Origin of the sequence: Rubrivirga sp., assembly GCF_965213695.1 — a bacterium.
In the GTDB taxonomy this organism is placed as follows: Bacteria; Bacteroidota; Rhodothermia; order Rhodothermales; family Rubricoccaceae; genus Rubrivirga.
Genome location: NZ_OZ243912.1, coordinates 2752196 through 2770556 on the forward strand (window position 1 = coordinate 2752196; position 18361 = coordinate 2770556).

The 18361-nt window shown below is 70.6% G+C and carries 17 protein-coding genes; 1 reads left to right on the plus strand and 16 read right to left on the minus strand.

Going from position 1 to position 18361, the window contains the following annotated elements; all coding sequences use genetic code 11:
• Positions 1-139: 139 nt before the first annotated feature.
• The 11 genes from ACOOHE_RS12230 to ACOOHE_RS12280 all read right to left on the minus strand — a co-directional run bounded on the left by ACOOHE_RS12230 (position 140) and on the right by ACOOHE_RS12280 (position 12829).
• Positions 140-2980, minus strand: coding sequence for a TonB-dependent receptor (locus tag ACOOHE_RS12230; protein ID WP_420454361.1), 2841 nt, complete (start codon positions 2978-2980; stop codon positions 140-142).
• Complete coding sequence (locus ACOOHE_RS12235; protein WP_420454362.1) at positions 2977-3927, minus strand: alcohol dehydrogenase catalytic domain-containing protein; 951 nt, start codon at positions 3925-3927, stop codon at positions 2977-2979. Before ACOOHE_RS12235 ends, ACOOHE_RS12230 begins: the two co-directional genes overlap by 4 nt.
• Positions 3928-3980: 53 nt before the next feature.
• Complete coding sequence (locus ACOOHE_RS12240; protein WP_420454363.1) at positions 3981-5048, minus strand: T9SS type A sorting domain-containing protein; 1068 nt, start codon at positions 5046-5048, stop codon at positions 3981-3983.
• Between the two features lie 112 nt (positions 5049-5160).
• Positions 5161-6003 (minus strand): carbohydrate ABC transporter permease, encoded by an 843-nt coding sequence (locus ACOOHE_RS12245; RefSeq protein ID WP_420454364.1) that lies wholly within the window; start codon positions 6001-6003, stop codon positions 5161-5163.
• Positions 6000-6983: a carbohydrate ABC transporter permease gene (locus ACOOHE_RS12250; protein WP_420454365.1), complete on the minus strand. Its 984-nt coding sequence runs from the start codon at positions 6981-6983 to the stop codon at positions 6000-6002. The genes ACOOHE_RS12245 and ACOOHE_RS12250 overlap by 4 nt, the downstream gene beginning before the upstream one ends.
• Entirely contained in the window at positions 6980-8317 is a 1338-nt protein-coding gene (locus ACOOHE_RS12255; RefSeq protein WP_420454366.1) for an ABC transporter substrate-binding protein, read from the minus strand. The genes ACOOHE_RS12250 and ACOOHE_RS12255 overlap by 4 nt, the downstream gene beginning before the upstream one ends.
• Before the next feature lie 3 nt (positions 8318-8320).
• A complete protein-coding gene (locus tag ACOOHE_RS12260) occupies positions 8321-9145 on the minus strand; it encodes a hypothetical protein (RefSeq protein ID WP_420454367.1) in 825 nt (274 codons plus the stop codon).
• A gap of 226 nt (positions 9146-9371) precedes the next feature.
• The gene (locus ACOOHE_RS12265; RefSeq protein WP_420454368.1) at positions 9372-10397 is read right to left on the minus strand and encodes a LacI family DNA-binding transcriptional regulator; all 1026 of its coding nucleotides are present in this window, start codon (positions 10395-10397) and stop codon (positions 9372-9374) included.
• 64 nt (positions 10398-10461) lie between these two features.
• Positions 10462-11007, minus strand: a complete 546-nt coding sequence (locus tag ACOOHE_RS12270) for a D-lyxose/D-mannose family sugar isomerase (protein WP_420454369.1) — start codon at positions 11005-11007, stop codon at positions 10462-10464.
• Positions 11007-11765 carry a phytanoyl-CoA dioxygenase family protein gene (locus tag ACOOHE_RS12275; RefSeq protein WP_420454370.1) on the minus strand — a complete coding sequence of 253 codons (759 nt, stop codon included), beginning with the start codon at positions 11763-11765 and terminating at the stop codon, positions 11007-11009. The genes ACOOHE_RS12270 and ACOOHE_RS12275 overlap by 1 nt, the downstream gene beginning before the upstream one ends.
• 683 nt (positions 11766-12448) lie before the next feature.
• The gene (locus ACOOHE_RS12280; RefSeq protein ID WP_420454371.1) at positions 12449-12829 is read right to left on the minus strand and encodes an NFACT RNA binding domain-containing protein; all 381 of its coding nucleotides are present in this window, start codon (positions 12827-12829) and stop codon (positions 12449-12451) included.
• Between the two features lie 37 nt (positions 12830-12866).
• Here ACOOHE_RS12280 and ACOOHE_RS12285 point away from each other — a divergent pair, with 37 nt between their 5' ends.
• A complete protein-coding gene (locus ACOOHE_RS12285) occupies positions 12867-13802 on the plus strand; it encodes an L-threonylcarbamoyladenylate synthase (protein ID WP_420454372.1) in 936 nt (311 codons plus the stop codon).
• Positions 13803-13926: 124 nt separating this feature from the next.
• Here ACOOHE_RS12285 and ACOOHE_RS12290 read toward each other — a convergent pair whose 3' ends face one another.
• The 5 genes from ACOOHE_RS12290 to ACOOHE_RS12310 all read right to left on the minus strand — a co-directional run bounded on the left by ACOOHE_RS12290 (position 13927) and on the right by ACOOHE_RS12310 (position 18282).
• Positions 13927-14376 (minus strand): hypothetical protein, encoded by a 450-nt coding sequence (locus ACOOHE_RS12290; protein WP_420454373.1) that lies wholly within the window; start codon positions 14374-14376, stop codon positions 13927-13929.
• A 25-nt stretch (positions 14377-14401) separates the two neighbouring features.
• Complete coding sequence (locus tag ACOOHE_RS12295; RefSeq protein ID WP_420454374.1) at positions 14402-14779, minus strand: Rid family hydrolase; 378 nt, start codon at positions 14777-14779, stop codon at positions 14402-14404.
• Entirely contained in the window at positions 14776-15453 is a 678-nt protein-coding gene (locus ACOOHE_RS12300) for a phosphatase PAP2 family protein (protein ID WP_420454375.1), read from the minus strand. The genes ACOOHE_RS12295 and ACOOHE_RS12300 overlap by 4 nt, the downstream gene beginning before the upstream one ends.
• Positions 15454-15646: 193 nt before the next feature.
• Positions 15647-16738, minus strand: coding sequence for a recombinase RecA (gene recA, locus ACOOHE_RS12305; RefSeq protein WP_420454376.1), 1092 nt, complete (start codon positions 16736-16738; stop codon positions 15647-15649).
• 254 nt (positions 16739-16992) lie between these two features.
• The gene (locus tag ACOOHE_RS12310; protein ID WP_420454377.1) at positions 16993-18282 is read right to left on the minus strand and encodes a competence/damage-inducible protein A; all 1290 of its coding nucleotides are present in this window, start codon (positions 18280-18282) and stop codon (positions 16993-16995) included.
• Positions 18283-18361 lie beyond the last annotated feature (79 nt).

Below are 18361 nucleotides of genomic sequence, written 5' to 3' on the forward strand. Positions count from 1 at the left end.
GTCTCCCCTCTCCGGGAGAGAGGTCCAGGGCGAGGGGGGGCCGGGTCGACGCCGCGATCGACCCACCCTCACCCTGTCCCTCTCCCAGGGAGAGAGGGGACGTCGTTGGGACCGCTTTCGAGAGCTGGTGAGTGTGCATCTAAAAGTCGAACGTGATGCCGAAGAGGACCGTCCGCGGCAGGTTGCGGAACATGGCGACGTCGAGGATGGGGACGCCGCCGGCGTCGGTCTCGGGCAACGTCTCGAACCCGCTCTCGACGAGCGCCCGCTGGTCCGCTTGGGAGGCCCGCTCGAAGGCGCCCAGGAACAGCCAGCGGTCGTTGAACACGTTGCGGACCTCGACGTAGGGGCTGAGCTGGGCAGGCCGGCCCGAGACCTGGGCCGTGAACGTCTTGCGGGCGCGGAGGTCGGTGTTCTGATCGGCGCTGCGGAGGTACTTCTGGCCGTCGAACAGGAAGAAGTCCTGCCGGAGCTGCTCGTTCGGCGGCACGGCCTGGTAGTCGACCGACAGGCCCCAGCCCCCGAGGAGTGCCCCGGCGAGCCCGCCCCCGTCCGGCGTCTTGTAAAAGAGGCCGGCCTTGAAATAGGGATTGCGGTGGTCGATAAAGTCGCCGCTCGGCGCGAAGCGGACGCCGTCGGGCGAGATCACGACCGGCGCCCCGCTCCGCCCGTAGATCCCTTGCTGGAGCGACCCATTGACGTAGCCGGCCAGGGTGCCCCAGCGGTACGTCGTGGGCACCATCCGAACCGAGGCCTCGATGCCGCGGACGTCGGCGTAGTCGCCGTTCCCGTTCGTGCGGTAGATGCCGTCCGGCGTCTCAATCGTGATCGTCCGGATCGTGTTGCGGATGTCCTTGTAGTAGCCCGTCAGGTCGAGGACGACGGCGTCGAAAAAGCTCCGCTCGATGCCGACCTCGTAGGCCACGGTCTTGCGCGGCCTCAGATTCCGGTTCGCCAGCACCCACGGCAAGCCGGTGTCCTGGACGATGAACGTGTTGAGGCTACCCAACACCTCGTCGTTGCCTTCGCCGTAGTCGTTGAAGGAGGGCCGCTGGAAAAAGTGGCCGTAGGAAAAGTGGAGCTTGGTCTGGGAGTCGATGGGATGCGAGACGCCCAGGCGCGGGCTGAGCTGGGCGTACAGCTTGGTCTCCTCTTGGGCCGCCTCGTCCCCGAACGGACTGAACAGGTCGGCGTAGAGCGTGTCGTTGGGGTTGTAGAAGTCGAACCGCAAGCCCGCGTTCACGATCAGCCCGCCGAACTCGAACTTGTTCTGGGCGTAGAGCGCGCCCTGGAAGGGACGGTAGGTCCGGTCGTCGAACCGGGTCGGAAACTTCGACTCGTTGAAGTGGTCGAGGACGTAGTACGACAGGTCGAGCCCGGCCCTTGCTTGCCAGAACGTGTTGATCTGGCTCGAGATGTAGCCCTCGGCATTGTACTCCGTGTTGTCGTCGTCGTACCGGAAGAAGTAGCCCGTCGTGTGGAACCCGACGCGGTTGGCGTAGCCGCCGGGGACCGGCGTCCCGTCGGCGTCGACGGCGCGCAGGTTGTCGCGTGTGGCGTCGGCGGCAGCGAAGCCGAGCGAGTCGCCGGGGAACACGCCGACGCGGCGGAGGGCCTGGACGCGGCCGACGCGGATCTCGTAGAGCGTCGAGTTGTCGAGCGCGTGGGCGAACTGGAGCGTCTGGCCGTTCGTCTGGGAGTACGGGAAGCCCTCGAAGTCGTTGTAGGCGTAGCGCCCGTCGACGCCGTAGTTGAGCGCCCAGAAGTAGTCGGTCCCGCCGAAGCCCCAGCCGGCCTCCTCGCGGCCGTAGAAGCCGGACGCCGTCAGCCGCATCCCGTTCGGCATCCGGTAGCTGAGCTTGGCCGTGCCGTCGGTGAACAGGCCCTCGTCACGGAACGAGTTGCCAAAAACGGGCGCCTCGGACCGGTACTTGATCGTGCCGAATCCGTACAAGTTGGGGATTCCGAGCGGGCCGCCGGCGCCGACTTCGAGTTGGTAGGTCGGCGTGTCGGTGTAGTCGGTGAGCGGCTGGTGCGTCGCGATGTAGTTGTCGTAGGCCTCTTCGGGCGTCCAGATGCTCCGGGGGCTCACGCCGGGCGTCCCGTTCGGGTCGACCCACTGGTCGGGGTTCTCGACCCACCACTCCAAATGGCGGGCGTTCGCGTTCTCCCAGTAGTCGTCCGACGACGGGTCGTAGAACGACGTGCCGAAGTGGCGCCGGCCGGGCGGTTGGTAGCGACCGTCGATGAAGAGCTCGAGCCGGTCGGTCCCGTCCTTCGTCACCACGTTGACGACGCCCGACTGGGCCTCGCCGTACTCGGCGTTGAACGAGCCCGTGATGACCTCGACCTCCTCGATGGACGACAGGTTGATCCGGGTGTAGGGGTTGTGGTTGAGCGGGTTGCGCGCGCGCGCGCCGTCGACCACGAAGGCGACCTCGTCGAGCGTGCCGCCCCGGACACGGACCTCCCCGTTGACGACGTCGACGCCGGGCAAGGTGGTCAAGACCTCGGTGAACTCGGCCGTCGGTCGGGTCTCGAGCTCGACGGCGCCGATGCGCACGGACGACGTCGTGTTGTCCCGCTCGACCAGGGGCCGCTCAGCCGTGACGACGATGTCGTCGCCCAGGTCGACCGTCGAGGCCTCGATCCGGACGTCGATGGTGGTCGTGGCGCCGGTCGAGATCCCGATGTCCGTGATGAGGACCGACCGGTAACCGATGAACGTGACCCGGAGGTCGACGGTCCCGACGGGCAGGTTGGCGATGAAGTAGGTGCCGTCGACGTCGGTGGCCGTGCCAATCGTCGTGCCGTCGACGACGACGTTAACGCCGGGCAGGGGCTGGCCGGTCGCGGCGTCGGTGACCGTCCCGGCGACCTTGCCGCGCGACTGCGCGGCGGCGTCCGGCGCGAGTGCGAAGGCGACCAAGAGGGCCAGGGCCCAGAGGGCCGGGCAGCGGGACGTGGGGAACGTGCTCATGGGTCGAATGCGATGACGCCCTTGATGAACCCCTCCTCTTTCGCGGAGGCGGCTTGGAAGCCGTCGTTGATCTGGCCCAGGGCGTAGCGGTGGGTCACGAGCGGGCCCATGTCGAGGTCGCCCCGTTCGATCATGCCCAGCCCGAGACGGATGCCCTCGACATAAACGTCGGGGTTGCGGGTGTGGCCGTTGACGATCCGGAAGGCCCGCCAATTCCACCACCCCCAGTCGACCTGGCGGGGGGCGCCCTGGTGGAACCCGAAGACCTCCAAGACGCCCTCTTGGCGGACAAGCTGGGACGTCAGGTCGAGCGTGGCCTGGATGCCGGCGGCCTCGACGCCGACATCGACGCCGGCGCCGTCGGTCACGTCCATGACGAACGCTTGAGCGTCGTCGGGCTCGACGGCGTGGTCGGCGCCCAGGCGCAGCGCGAGCTCGCGGGCACTCGTGCGTGGGTCCACGACGACGATGTCGCCGACGCCACGCGCGCGGAACGCCTGGAGCATGATGAGCCCCATGAACCCGCAGCCGACCAAGCACACGGAGTCGCCGATCTCGGGGTCCGCCTTGCGGACGCCGTTGACCGAGCACGCGATGGGCTCGCCGAGCGCGTGCTCGAACGGGACGCCGTCGGCGAGCGGGACGGCCCACGACGCCGGGACGGTGACGTACTCGGCGTAGCCCTCGCCCTCGGCGTAGACCGCCACGCGGTCCCCCTCCTTCACGTTCGACACGCGCGGGCCCACGGCGTCGACGACGCCCGACACCTCGTGCCCAATAAAGCGTGGGTACTCCAGCGTCGGGTTCCGGCCCTCGAACATGTCGACCTCCGAGGTGCACACGCCGCACACGGCGGCGCGGACGCGGACCTCGCCCGGTCCTACATCGGGGACCGGCCGGTCTTCGAGGGTGAAGCGCCCGGGGCATTCGAGGATGGCGGCGTTCATGGTCTCAGGGGCCGGCCAGGGCAGCGGCGTACTGCCCTGGCCGGAGCTCTGGGTTAGCGGGCGAGCTGGACCGTCGCGGTGCCCGCGGGGGCGCCGTCGACCAGGAGCCGGGCGAGGTACAAACCGGCGGGGAGCCCGGTCGGCGTCCACGTCACGCGGTCGGCGCCGGCGCCGCGCGGGCCGTCCGCGAGGACGGCGACCTCACGACCGAGCACGTCGTAGACCGCCAGCCGGGCGTGGCCGGGCGCGTCGAGCGTGACCTCGAACGTGGTCCCAGCGTGGAACGGGTTGGGAGACCCGGCCGCGAGCGCGGCGCCCCCGGCGTCGGGGCCGTCGCCGGCCGCCGTGCCGCCAGCGAACATGAGCGTCGCGAAGCTGGCGGAGTTGTTCATGACGTCACCGCCGGCCGAGCCGGCCGAGAGCGCCTGCCACGAGAAGAAGGCGTAGTTGGCGTCGCCGCCGTCCTCTTCGTTCTCCTGGTAGCACTCCTCGGAGGCCGTCGAGCCGCCGACGTTGAACCCGATCATGTTGCCGGCCGTGACGGCGTCGTCGTAGATCGCCATTTCGACGCCCCAAACGAAGTTGTCGTCGTCGACGAAGACCTGGCCGTCGGCCCAGCCCTCGTCGAGCGGGAAGACGCCGTCGTAGCCCCAGTTGTGCGTGATCCCGACGTCAGTGGCGCCCGAGATCTTGTACGTGAACGGGCCGTTATCGGGGCCATTGCCAGGCCAGCCCGCGTAGCCGTCGTCGGTCTGGTCGTCGCCCATGTGCGTCATGTCGACGCCGACGAGGATGCCGTCGCCCTGCCACGGATTCCCGGGCTCGCCGAAGAAGAACTCCTGGTAGTCCTGGACCTCGGCGTGGACGTACAAGACGCCCTCGGAGAACAGGACCTTGGCAGTCGCGATGACGTCGACCTCGCCGCCGCTCGTGTCGCAGTCGTAGTAGCCGCCGTTCCAGAACTGGGTCATGTCGAGCGTGAGCGCGTCGTCCCAGGCAGCTTCGTCGTCGGCGCCGTCGAGCGTGATCGCGCCGTCCTCGACGGCCGGGGCCGTGACGGTCTCGCCGATGCCGTAGCTGTCCTGAGCGGAGGCGGGGACCACGAGGGCGAGCGCGGCCAAGGCAAGTAGCCCGGTGCGCAAAGGATTGTGCGGGGAGTAGCAAGGAAGTCTCATAACAGGGTACCTGTGAGGGGTTGGTGGAACGGGGTCTCCGGGGGGAGTCGGGGTGGGCCTAGTCCTTGAGGCCCGAGAGGGCGATGCCCTCGATAAAGTGGCGCTGGGCGACGGCGAACACCAGCAGGATGGGCAGCGTCGCGACGACCGAGCCCGCCATCAGCGAGCCCCACTCGGTCATGTAGCGGTCGCGGAACACGGCGAGCCCCAGTTGGACGGTGTACAACTCCTGGGAGTTGACGACGACGAGCGCCCACAGGAAGTCGTTGAAGACGCCCATGAACGTGAAGATGGCGAGCGTGGCCAGGGCCGGCCGTGACAGCGGGACGATGATCTGCCACAACACGCGGAACCGCCCGCACCCGTCCAAAAAAGCCGCTTCCTCGAGCTCCTTCGGGATCGTCAGGAAAAACTGCCGCAGCAAGAACGTCCCGAACGCCGACGCCAGACCGGGGATGATGAGCGCGCCGTAGGTGTCGATGAGGCCCAGGGAGTGCAGGATCATGAAGCTCGGGATCATCGTCACGTGGACCGGGACCATCATCGTCGCCAGGAACACGAAGAACAGGGCGTCGCGGCCCCAGAACTCCATCCGCGCAAACGCATAGGCCGCCATCGAGCACGTCACGAGTTGGCCCAGCGTCACGGCCGTCGCTACGAACAGGCTGTTGACGTAGTACCGGCCGAACGGCGCCGCCGAGAACGCCGCCGAGTAGTTCTCGAGCGTGAACGTCTCCGGCCACCACGTCGGCGGGTAGCTGAAGATCTCGCCGATCTCCTTGAACGACGTCAGGACCATCCAGACGAACGGGGCCAGCGTCAACAGCGCGGCCGTGTACACGACGGCGTAGCCCAGGGCTCGGCTGGCGGTCCGCCCGGCAAAGGTGACGTTGACGCTCATGCCGGGTTGAACCCCCGTCCCTTGAAGGCCCGGATCTGGACGAGCGTGAGCGCGAAGAGGACCGCGAACAGGACGTAGGCGACGGCCGAGGCGTAGCCCATGTCGAAAAACTTGAAGGCGTGCTCGTAGAGGTAGACCACGAGCACCTTCGTCGCCCCCAGCGGCCCGCCGTTCGTCAAGACGAACACCAGGTCGAACACCTGGAACGACCCGATCATCGAGAACACCAGCACGAACAGGGTCGTCGGGGCCAGGAGCGGCAACGTGATGTGGAAGAACCGCTCCCAGCCGTTGGCCCCGTCGATCCGGGCCGCCTCGTAGTAGTGCGTAGGGATGGAGGCGAGCCCGGCCGCGAACAGGACCATGTTGACCCCGAAGCTTTTCCAGACGCCGACCAGGATGAGCGCGCCCATCGCGGCCGTCGGGTCGTTGATCCAGTTGACAGCCGGGAGCCCCAACCCTTCGAGGGCGGCGTTGGCGAGCCCCAGGTTGGGGTCGAACACCCAGCGCCAGACGACGGCCGCGGCGACGGCCGAGATCACGACGGGCGAGAAGAACGCGGCCCGCAAAAATGGCGTCCCGACGATCTTCTGGTGCAGAAAGAACGCCGTCGCCAGCGCCAGCGCCATGTTGAGCGGGACGGTGGCCACGGTGTAGACGGCCGTGTTGACGAACACCTGCCAGAACTCGGGGTCGGCAAAGAGCCGGGTGTAGTTGTCGACCCCGATGAACCCAGCTTGCCCGCCGAACAGGTTCCACTCGGTAAAGCTGAGATAGAACGAGAACAGGACCGGGAACAGGACGAACACGCCGAAGACCAGCAACGTCGGCGACAGGAAGGCGAGGGCGAGCGGCCCCTGCCCCCAACGCCGGCCGGGGCGAACGGGCGGGGGCGTCGGCCGGGGCGCCGTCTCCGTCACGCGCGCGCGGACGAGGTCGGCCGCGGCGTGGTGCTCCTGGTGGGTGAGGACCTCGGTCATCGGCGCGCGGCGACGGGCTCGTCTGGGACGCGCTCGGCGGCGTCCAAGAGCCGGTTCGACTCGGCGGCGGCGGCTTCGAGGGCGGCACGGGGGTCCTCCCCGCCGACGGTCGCCCGCTCGATGGCCTGGGCGATCAGCCGGCTGATCTCGAGCTGCTGGTAGTCGATCCGTTCGTTGCCGGACACGCTCATCTGCTCGACGAACGCCCTCAGCCCGTCGTTCTCTTCGAGGAACGCGCGGTAGCTGGGCACGTCGAGGACGCTCCGGCGAATCGGGAGGTAGCCCGACTCCCGCGACCACTGGGCCTGGACCTCGGGCTCCATCATCCACTTGATGAAGGTCCACGCCGCGTCCGGGTGCTCGGACTGCTTGAAGATGGCGAGGTACTCGCCGCCGCCAATCGTAGCCCGCCCGTCCGGCCCCGCCGGCAACGGTGCGACGCCCCAGTCCATGTTGGCGAGGAGGCGCGGATAGTTGGGCAGGCTCCACGGCCCGTCGAGCATCATGGCCGCCTGCTGGGAGGCGAACGTGGTCATGAACTCGTTCGAGAACGTCTTCTGGTTCTGCCCCTCGTAGAGCTCCTTCCACAACGTCAGCGCCTGGACGCCCGCCTCGTCGCCGAACAGGACGCGGGTCTGGTCCTCGGTGATGAGGCTCCCCCCGGCCTGCCACAGGAACGGCGTCCACTGCCAGACCATCCACGGCCCGAGCGGGCTGTCGGCGGGGTAGACCGGGGCGAGGAACCCGATCCGCTCGTTGCGGCCGTCGCCGTCCTCGTCGAGCGTGAGCCGGCGGGAGTACTCGAGGAGCTCGTCCCACGTCTGCGGCGGGCGCTCAGGGTCGAGGCCGACCTCGCGGAACAGGTCCTTGTTGTAGAGCAGGCCCAGGTTGGTGGCCTCCATCGGCAGGCTGTACAAGTCGCCGCGCCACGAGGCGAGCTGCAACAGCGACGGGTACACGTCCTCCAGGGTGGAGTCGGGGAGCCCGTCGGGGCCGTTGATGAAGTCGGCCATCGGGTAGATGGCGTCGGCGCGGACCAGGTCCTCGAGGTAGTCGGCGCGGATCCAGGAGACGTCGGGGGCCGTGTTGCTGCGGACCGACGTGATCAGCTTCTGGACGAGGGCGTCGCCGCTGGGGATGTACTGGGCGTCGATGCGGATGTCGGGGTGCTCGGCCTCGAACCGCTCGACCAAGTCCTCGAAGGCTGGGATGCTCGAGTTGACCAGGCTGTGCCAGAACACGACCGTCGTCCGGCCGTCGTCGGCCTCGGCGCCACCGCACCCGGGGAGGGCCACGAGGAGGGCGAGGGCGGACACGAGCAGTCGGGCGCGCATGGGCTAGTCGTCGAAGTTGTTCGGGAACACGCGGAAAAAGCTGTAGCCCGTCGAGAACGTGCTGAACCCGCCCTCCCAGTCCTCGGTCACGCCCCAGACGGTGTAGGCGCTGGGCTCGAAGGCGCCGGAGAACGGGACGGCCTCCTGGGCGCCGGGCGGCGTCTCCCCAATGACGACGGGCGGCGTGATGCCGCCGGCCTCGCCGTCCGGGATCAGGACGTGCCACACCAGGTCGGTGAAGCCCCCCGTCGAGGCCTGCCGGATAGCCAGCCGGCGGAACGGGACGGCCGGCGACCAGGTGACGACGAACCGGCTCCCCACCAACCGTTCGTCGCGCACGATCCGCCACTCGACGCCGAGGTCGCGGTCGCCGCTCGAGATGCCACGGAGCACGAGCGAGGTCGTAAGCGTGGTGTCGGCGAACGAGCCGGCCGGGACGCGCGTCGTGTCGAGGCCGACGTCGAGGGCGGACCGCTCGGCGATCCAGACGGTGTACTCCTCCCCGTCGACCAGGCTGTCGAGCGGGGTCCCCCCGTAAGACCGGATGGCGTCGGCGGCCGTCTGCTGGCCGACCGTTACGAAGGAGCCGATCGTGTTGTCGGGGGCCGTCTGGAGCCAGACGAGCGTCTCGTCGAGGGCGGCGACGCTCCCCCGGTTGACGCCGACAGCGGCGACGCGACCGCCAACCCACTGGACCTCCGGCGTGAAGCTCTGGGTGACGGCCAGGAGCTCGAGGGGCCGCTCGCCCTCGAACGGCGCGAGTGGCCCCTCGGTGGTGTCGCACGCGGCCAGGCCGACGAGGGCCACCGCCAGGACGGCACACGTCACGACGCAATCGTTTGCGCACGCTCGAAGACGGGATCTGGAATCGGCCATACGCGGGGGCTGGCGGGGCTCCCATCGGCCGGTTGGCCGTGCCGGGAGCGCTTCCACACGTCGAAGGTAGTGTGAAGGGTGAGCGGGCGCAAGGGGGCTTTTCGTCTTGCCCCCGCCTCGTCCGCAGGGACGGCCTCGCGGTTGGAACGCCCGCGGGTCGGGGCTGGCGCGGGGAGTCTCACCCCGTCTCGCCGTCGGGCGGGCGTACCGACTCCCTCACGACCAAGCGGGGCCGGAGCGTGACCCGGCGCGGCGCGCGGCCGGGGCGGACGATCTGGTCCGCGAACAGATCGACGGCGGCCTCCCCCATCGGCCCCTTCGGCTGCTCGACGGCCGTGAGCGGGCACCGGAGGAAAGGGGCGAAGTCGAAGTCGTCGAACGAGATGAGCGAGACGTCGTCGGGGATCGAGAGCCCCCGCTCGTCGATGGCTTGGAGGGCGCCCAAGGTGATGAGGTCGCCCGTAGCAAAGATGGCCGTCGGGGGCCGGTCGAGGTCGAGGAGGTGGCCGGTCGCGGCGTAGCCGGTGGCCTCCCCGAAGTCGCCCCCAACCAGGAGGCGGTCGTCGGCGGAGACGCCGCGGGCGGCGAGGGCGTCGTGGTAGCCCGCGAGCCGGTCCGTGTTCGTCGAGGTCCCCCCGAGCCCTTGGACGACGGCGATCTGGTGGTGGCCGTGGTCCAAGAAGTGCTCCGTCGCCTCGAACGCGCCGCGGTAGTTGTCGACGATCACGGAGTCGACCTCGAGGGCATCCGTGCCGCGGTCGACCAAGACGAGGGGCACCTCGCGGCCGGCCCACTCTTCGAAGTGCTCGAAGTGCTGCCCCACGGGCATCGCGATCAGCCCGTCGACCCGCTTGCGGTAGAGCAGGTTGACCTGCTCGACCTCGAGGTCGAGGCTCTCGTCGGAGTCGCAGACGATCAGGCTGTAGCCGAGGGCGTGAGCCCTCGTCTGAATCCGCTTGACGACCCGGGCAAAGAACGGGTTCGAGACGTCCGGGGCGACGACGCCGATCGTGTTGGTCTGGCTAAGGCGGAGGCCACGGGCGAGGTGGTTGGCCTTGTAGTCGAGGTCGCGGGCCGCCTGGAGCACCAGGGACTCGGTGTCCGTGCTAATGCGGTGCGACGTCGCCTTCTTGTTGAGGACGCGGGAGACCGTTGAGACGGACACGCCCACACGCTCGGCGATGTCGTTCAGCGTGACGGCCATGATGGGACGGGAGGAGCAGGGCGCAACCTACGGAGCAGCGCCCACGTGCTCCGTTCCTGACGCCTCAAGGTTCGCCCTCTATCTCGGGGGCGCGGCGGATGCGGGGGTCGGTGAACACGTCGTGCTCGTCGCGACTCGTGCTCGAGAACTCCGAGACGACAGCGCCGTCGGGGCCGGCCTGAAACCAGTGCCGGGTGTCGGGCGGGATGGTGTACTGCTGGCCCGGCCCCAGGTCGACCTCGTGAAAGACGGTGTAGTGGTCGGGGTCGGGGACTCGGGCCTGGACGGGCTCGGTGGGGTCGCCCTCGACGTAGAGCCAGACCCGCCCCCGCCGGCACCGGAACGTCTCCCGCTTGCCCGGCTCGCCGCCGATGGGGGGGTGTCGGTGCTCGGGGCAGGTCTGCCCTGGAAAGAGGACGAGTTCCTTGGCGCAGTAGCGGTCGTTGTTCTCGTAGACCACCAGTTCGAGGCCGGACACGTCGAGGTCGCCCAGGCCGAAGTCGGCGACCTCAATGTCCGCCCGCTCCTGGGGGGTGAGGACAATGCCGGCGCTCTCGAGGAGCGCGGCGGCGCGGCGGCGGGCGTCGTCGACCTGGGCCTGGGTCAGCACTAGCGGACGCGCTGGCCGTCGACGAGGAACGGCTCGGCCAGGCCTTTGAGCGAGCCGTCAGGCTCGAGGACGGGCTCGGGCGAGAACTGGAGCGCGTAGGCCCGCCGCATGGCGTCGGTGTGGTTGGCGCCCGAGCGGTGGAAGCAAGTGCTCGAGAACACGACGACGGAGCCGGCGGGGCACGTCGCGAGCTCGCCGGGCTCGTCGCCGAAGTAGCCGGTGCGGTCCTTGGTCCCGGGGACCGGCTTGTGTTCGACCTTGTCGCGCGTCCCGGCGAGGTCGTAGGACAAGAGCGAGATGGTCCCGTTGTCGCCGCTGACGTCGTCGAGCGGAATCCAGGCGTTGACGTAGGGCTCGTGCTCGCCGTCGACGTAGCCGGAGTCCTGGTGCCAGGTGAACTCGGCCCCGGCCTTGTCGGTCCCCTTCACGACGAACTGCTCCCAGAAGAGGTAGGCGGTGTCGCCGATCGTCGCCCGGCAGACCTCGGCCATCAAGTCGCTGTAGATGAAGTCGTTGAGCTGGGGCCGGTCCTTCGAGGCCAGGAACACGAAGTAGCGGCTGTTCCGGCGGCTGAGGTTGAGGGTGTCGGTCCCCTCCCGGTCCATCTCGGCGTCCTGTTCGGCGATGAGGTCGGCGCACTCGGCGCGGACGGTCTCGAGGTCGGCCTCGGGGATGACGCCGGGCAGGATGAAGTAGCCGCGCTCGCGGTACTGTCGCTTGTGGTCGTCGGTGATGCGGGGTGCCGTCTGGGTGTCCATAAGATTGCGCAATCGTTTGTGCAGTTGCTATTTTACGCGACCATTAGGGCCGATGTCAAGTGCCCCGTTCGCGTGGGGAGGGTCGGGCCGTGACGTTGGAGGCCGAGCCTCGTGGAGCTCGTGGTCTGGGAGCCCAGATGGACTACCGGGTCGCCTGGGTGGCGTGGCGGCGATAGGCGTGGAGGTCGCCGTCGACCGTCGGAGAGGCGGGGGAGCGGCGTGGGCGGGTGGGCGTCGTCCGCGAGCCGGTAGCGGAGGGCCGGCCCGTCGGGCGTGGCGACGACGGTGCCGGCCTCGATGAGGGCGCGTGGAGGTCGGGGGAGGTCTGCGGACGGTGGTGTCCGCATACGCCTGGACGCGAGGGTCCCGCTCGCGCTCTTCCTCGGCGCGTACGCCTTCGGCGGATGGGTCACGGTGACGGAGGCCGCCCGGCTCGATCCGGGCCGGCCGCTTCGAGATCGACTTCCTCATGATCGTGGCCGCGGCCGGGGCCACCGCGCTCGACGAGCTGGCGCCCGCGACTGCCCACGACCGGCGGGACGGCGTGGAGACCGAGGGGCCCGTCGTCGTGTTCAACGCGCTCCGGCTCCTGGCGACCGAGAGTAGACAGCCCCAGAGCGGCGGGGGTCGAGAGGGGCGAGAGGCGCCCCTCCACCCTCTCGCGCGTCGGTCCAGGCCAACCTCTAGCCCGGCGGGTACACCTTGACCGAGTCGTAGCGGCGGAGTTGGACCGAGCCCGGCTTCGCCCCGCGCGGCTTCGTCACGTCGCACGCCCGGCACACGTGGACGTCGACCTTGCCCGAGGCGTTCTTGGCCTTTGAGTGGTGGACGGCCAGCTCGGCCGCCTTCTTCACGACGGCGCGCGGGACCTCCCCGCCCTCCGGCGTCCGCACGACGACGTGGCTGCCGGGCGTGCCCCCGCCGACGTGGAGCCAGACGTCGGCCGGCCGGGCCACCTTGAACGTCAGCCGGTCGTTGTCCTTCGCCGACTTCCCGACGAGGACTTCGTAGCCGTCGACGTCGTGCGTGTCGTAGTCGGCGGGGGCGGGCGGCTTGCGGGCCATGGCGGCGTGATCTTGCGGGCCCCGGAACCTACCGCCCGTGCGCACGCGCCTCCTGCGAGACCCCGACGAAGCCGCGGCCGTCCTGCGGCGGGGCGGCCTGTGCGTGGTCCCGACCGAGACCGTCTACGGCCTGGCCGCGCGTGCCGACGACCCGGACGCCGTGGCCGCCGTGTTCCGGGCGAAGGGGCGGCCCAGCGACAACCCGCTCATCGTCCACCTCGCCGACGCGGCCCAGGCGGACGCCGTCGCCCACGTCACCGAGACCGGGCGCGGGCTGCTGGCGGCGTTCGCGCCGGGCCCGCTGACGGTCGTGCTGCCGGCCCGGCCCGGCCTGCCGTCGGCCGTCACGGCGGGGCTCGGGACGGTCGCCATCCGCGTGCCGTCGGCGCCGCTCGTGCTCGCCGTGTTGGGCGGGACCGGACCGCTCGTGGCGCCCTCGGCGAATCGGAGTGGGCGGCCCAGCCCGACGACCTGGCAGGCGGCACGGGACGACCTTGACGGCCGCGTCGACGCCGTCCTGCGGGGGCCGCCGACGGAGGTCGGGATCGAGTCGACCGTGGTCGACGCGACGGGGCCGGTCCCGCTCGTGCTCCGGCCGGGCGCCGTCACACTCGACGCGCTCCGAGCGCTGTTCCCCGACGCCCGCGCCATCGGCGACGGCGACGAGGTGGGGCGCCGGTCGCCAGGCACGCAGCACCGGCACTACGCGCCCCGCGCTCGCGTCCGCGTGGTCGACGACGTCCGGCAGTGGGCGCCGGGCCCGGACGCGGCCTGGATCGGTCTCTCTGAGCCACCGCCCGGCTACGCCCTGGTCGCCGTCTGCCCCGACGTCGCCCACTACGCCCGCCGCCTGTTCGACACCTTCCGCCGCGCCGACGCCGCCGGGCTGAGTCGGATCGACGCCGAGGCCGTGCCGCCGGTCGGCCTCGGCCTCGCCGTGATGGACCGCCTCCGCCGCGCGGCCGAGGGCTGAGTGGACTGGGGACTGGGGACTGGGGACTGGGGACTGGGGACTGGGAAGATGCCCGTCTCCGGCCGCCAGCGCCACCCGGTGGCCTCCGCCAGTTCCCCGTTCCCGCGAGCGAAGTGACCCTCCTTTACGCCCCGACCACCCCGCGCCCAATGTACATCAGCACGAAGACGATCATCCAGACGGCGTGGCCGACGCCCAGGCCGAGCGCGATCCGCTTGCGGCCGGACTCCCCGACCGGCGTCCCCGCGCCGTTCACCAGGCGGGCCCACCCCGGCCGGATCAGCGCGAACTGGACGGCGACCAGCACCAGCCCGAGCGTCAGCGCCGTGTGGTACGGCCACGTGTTGTACTGGGCCTCGAAGCCGAGCTGCATCCCCAGCGTCCAGTTCAGCACGGCCGCGGCGTAGAACAGGACGACCGACCCGCTCATCGCGCCGACCACCTTCCCGCCCTCGGCGGCCCCGGGCGACATCGCGCCGCGCGCGAGCGACGGGAGCGCCAGCCCGAGCCCGAACCAGGCCGCCCCGAACAGGACGTGGACGGCGATCGCGACGGTGTGGACGAGGGGCAGCATGGGCCGGGCGGTGGGGCGCGGGAAGCTACGCCGCCCCCTCCCCCGTCACGACCGCGTCGAGCTCGACCTCGACCCGGAGCTCGGGCGCGACGAGCGCCGACACCTCGACCACCGTCGCCGCCGGCGGGTGGTCGCCGAACGCTTGGGCGTGGGCCCGGCCGACGGCCTCGGCGTCCGCGATGTCGGTGACGAACATGCGCGTGCGGACCACGTCGGCCGGGGTGCCGCCCAGCTCGGCGAGCGCCGCGAGCGCGATCCGGAAGGCGGCAGTGGCCTGGGCGGTGGCGTCGGGCCCCGGCGCCGTCGTGCCCGACACGGCGATCACGTCGCCGATGCGGACGGCCCGGCGGTACCCGTAGCGGCCCTCCCACTCGGCCCCGCTGGTGGCGGACCGGCGGCTCACAGCGGGATCACCACGCGGACCGGCATCGCTGGGGCGGCGTCCCGCTCCTCGCCGAACACGCGCGGCAGGAGGAAGTGGACGGCCGCGCCCGACACCGTCCCGATGGCCGCCCCCACGAGCACGTCGCTCGGGTAGTGGACCCCGTGCCACACCCTCGTGACGCCCATCAGGCCCGCCCAGACCGCGGCCGGCGCGACGACGTACCACTCGGGGTAGCTCAGGCTCACCGACGTCGCGATCACGAACGCCGACGACGTGTGGCCCGACGGGAACGAGTGGGGGTCGAACACGTCGTCGCCCTGGTGGCCCCGGTCGCGCGCCGTCACGCCGGCCACGGCGACGTAGGGCCGCGGGCGCCGGACGAGGTTCTTGAGCGCGAACGTCAGTCCGAAGTTGGCGGCCTGGGCGACCGTCAGCCGGAGCGCCGGGTCGAGGTCTTCGTCGGCGAGGAGGCTCCCGGCCCAGAGCGCGGGCGCGGCCCCGAAGTACACCGGGTACGCCGACGTGTTGACGACGCGCATCGGGACGGCCACGAGGGGCCCGTCGGCGTCGTAGATGTCGCGGAGCACGACGACCTCGTACGGCTCCGTGTTCGGCGGCAGGTTCGTCGTGTCGACGGGGACGTCTTGGGCCTGAGCCGCGACGGCGACGAGGAAGAGGGCGAGCAGGCGCATGGCGCAAGCTACCCCGCCGCCCCTCCTGCTCTCCGGCCGATCCCCGCAGGCTGCGGAGCCCGTCCCGGACAGAGCCGGAGAGGTCCTGGCTCGGAGAGCTGTCCCCCTTCAAGGGGGACCGTCCGGGCGTCCGTTGAGCGGAGCGATGGGCGCCCGGACCGGGGGTCCGCCGGACGCCATCGCGATGGAGCGGCTAGGCGTCGGCGAACTCGTCCTCCTCGACGTCCTCGACGTCTTCGGCGTCCTCCCGGCTCGCGGCCGAGGCCGGGACCATCCCGAGCGCCTCCTTGACGGCTTGCTTGACGGCCTCGCGCCGGTCCTCGTTCGTCTTCAGCCACTCCTTGGTGGCCTCGCGGCCCTGGCCGATCTTCTCGTCGCCGTAGCTGTACCACGAGCCCGACTTCTGGATGATGTCGTGCTCGAGCCCCAAGTCGATGAGCTCGCCGAGCGACGAGACGCCCTCGCCGTAGATGATGTCGAACTCGGCCTGGCGGAACGGCGGGGCCACCTTGTTCTTGACCACCTTGACGCGCGTCCGGTTGCCGGTCACCTCCTGGCCGTCCTTGATGGCGCCGATCCGGCGGATGTCCATCCGGACCGAGGCGTAGAACTTGAGCGCCCGCCCGCCGGCCGTCGTCTCCGGCGACCCAAACATGACGCCGATCTTCATCCGGATCTGGTTGATGAAAATGAGGATCGTGTTGGTCCGCTTGATGGTGCCGGTGATCTTGCGGAGCGCCTGGCTCATCAGCCGCGCCTGGATGCCGACGTGGCTGGCGCCCATCTCGCCCTCGATCTCGGCCTTGGGCACGAGCGCGGCGACCGAGTCGATCACGACCACGTCGATGGCGCCGGAGCGGACCAGCATGTCGCAGATCTCGAGGGCCTGCTCGCCGGTGTCGGGCTGCGACATCAGGAGCTCGTCCGTGTTCACGCCGAGCTTCTCGGCGTAGGTCGGGTCGAAGGCGTGCTCGGCGTCGATGAAGGCGCAGGTGCCGCCGAGCTTCTGGGCCTCGGCCACGATCTGGGTCGCCAGCGTCGTCTTGCCCGACGACTCGGGCCCGTAGATCTCGATGATCCGGCCGCGCGGGACCCCGCCGATCCCGAGCGCGTGGTCGAGCGTGAGCGACCCGGTCGAGATCGCGTCCATCTCGACGGGCGGCGCGTCGCCCATCTTCATCACGGCGCCCTTGCCGAACTGCTTGTCGATCTGCTTCATCGCGAGATCGAGGGCCTTCGACTTGGCAGCGGCGTCGGCGGGAATGGTTGCGGGGGACTTCGCCATGAGGGCAGGGCTCCGGGGAGCAGCTTTTTGAATGGGTAGAGGGCCGAGTGGATGGCCCCTCTGGCACAGTGGGAACGCGACAGGGTAGCGACCGGGGAGTGACAGCGCCGCGTCACGCCCTCGCGACGTCTAGACCGCCGTGAAGGACCGACGTAACCCGCGCGCGTCGGAAAAGTTGACGCGGAGTCTCGAGGCGGTTCCGCGAGTCGGGCGAGTCCGCTCGCGGCCCGGCGCCGAAGGCGCGTCCGCCCTCTTCAACTCGCGGGACCCGCGGAGCTCGCTGGACCCGCTCTCCCCCGGAGCAGCTGGCGGCGGACCAGGTCGAGGGCGGCCGTCGCCGAGAGCGCGACGTTGACCGCCCGGTCCGTCGTGAACTGGAGCCGGACCGCCCGGCTCGTCTCCGCCCGGTCGAAGGCGACCCAGACCGTGCCGACGGGCTTGTCCGGCGTCCCGCCCGTCGGCCCCGCGACGCCCGTCGTGGCCACGCCGACGTCGGCGCCGAACCGAGCCCTCGCGCTGGCGGCGAGCGCGAGCGCGACGGGCTCGCTGACGGCCCCCTCCGCTTCGATGACCTCGGCCGGGACGCCGAGCAGGTCGACTTTGGACTCGTTGCTGTACGCCGTGACGCCGCCCAAAAACGACGCGCTCGCGCCGGGCACGGCCGTTAGCCGCGCCGAGATCGCGCCGCCGGTGCAGCTCTCGGCAACCGCGAGCCGCAGCCCCCGCTCGCGCAGCATCCCGTGGACGACGGCTTCGAGCGTGGTCGCCCCCTCGCCGTAGACCGTCGTGCCGAGCACGTCGCGGATGGCGTCGGTCGCCGTGTCGAGGTCGCGGCGCGCGGCATCGCGGTCGGCGCCCCGCGCCGTCACTCGCACGCGGACCTCGCCCAGGCTCGGGAGGTAGGCCAGCGTCAGGTCGTCGGGCAGCGCGCCGACGATCTCGCCGATCATGGCCGCCAGGTCGCTCTCGCCGGTCCCCACCGTCCGCAGCGTCCGCGACAGGACGACGGCGTCTTGCAGGGCGACGAGCCGGGGCAGGACGGAGCCCTCCGAGATCGCCTCCATCTCGTGCGGCACGCCGGGCATCACGGCCACGAGCTGGCGGCGGCCGTCGAGCACGCGCTCGCCCCACAGGCCGGGCGCGGTCCCCTTCGGATTGGGGAGCGCGTCGAAGCCGGCCGGCACCTCGGCCATGATCCGGCCGACGGCCGGCATGGTCCGCCCGCGCGTCGTGTAGCGGGCCTCGATCCAGCCGAGCACGTCGGGGCGGACCTCGAGCTCGCGACCGAACACGCGCGCGACGGCCGCTTTCGTCACGTCGTCGTGGGTCGGCCCGAGCCCGCCCGTCACGACGACGAGCGCGGCGCCGTCGCGGTAGGCCCGGTCGAGGGCGCCCGCGATCACGCCGATGTCGTCGCCGACGGTCTCGCTCCGCCGGACGTCGACGCCGACCTCGGCCAGCCGCTCGCCCAGCCACGCCGCGTTCGTGTTGACGATCTGACCGAGCAGGATCTCGTCGCCGACGGTCAGGAGGTGGCCGAGCATGGGGGCGGTGGGCGGGTGAGCGCGCGGGATCCGGAACGGACCCCGGCGTCAACCGAGCAGCAGCGGAGAGGTGCCGCGC